Here is a 305-nt window from a genome sequence, read left to right on the forward strand (position 1 = left end):
ATCATCCGGTGCTACGGTGGTAACGGTGCCGCTCGACTGATTCACACCAATGGTGATGGTCTGACCGTTATCCAGGGTGACAGTCAACGGATTGGTGATGTTAGTCACCGGCGCGCCGTTTTTATCCACAAGGCTGGCGGTGTAAACGATATTGCCGCCTTCACCGACGGTGGTGGTGGCGGTCAGAACTACGTCCACCTTGTCGATGGTGTCGTTGATCGTGGTGGTTGCGCCGTTGCCCGCAACTTCCAATTTCTCGAAGTTGCCACCCGTGGTCTCGGTGATTTGAACGGTCTGCGTGCTCT

General features: G+C 56.1%; 1 protein-coding gene. It reads right to left on the minus strand.

Annotated features, from left to right (window positions below):
* A partial coding sequence (locus tag E4O97_RS26300; protein WP_248162705.1) for an immunoglobulin-like domain-containing protein occupies positions 1 to 305 on the minus strand: 305 nt, incomplete at both ends.

The sequence above is a fragment of the Pseudomonas sp. W15Feb34 genome, from assembly GCF_023127765.1.
Classification (GTDB): domain Bacteria; phylum Pseudomonadota; class Gammaproteobacteria; order Pseudomonadales; family Pseudomonadaceae; genus Aquipseudomonas; species Aquipseudomonas synxantha_A.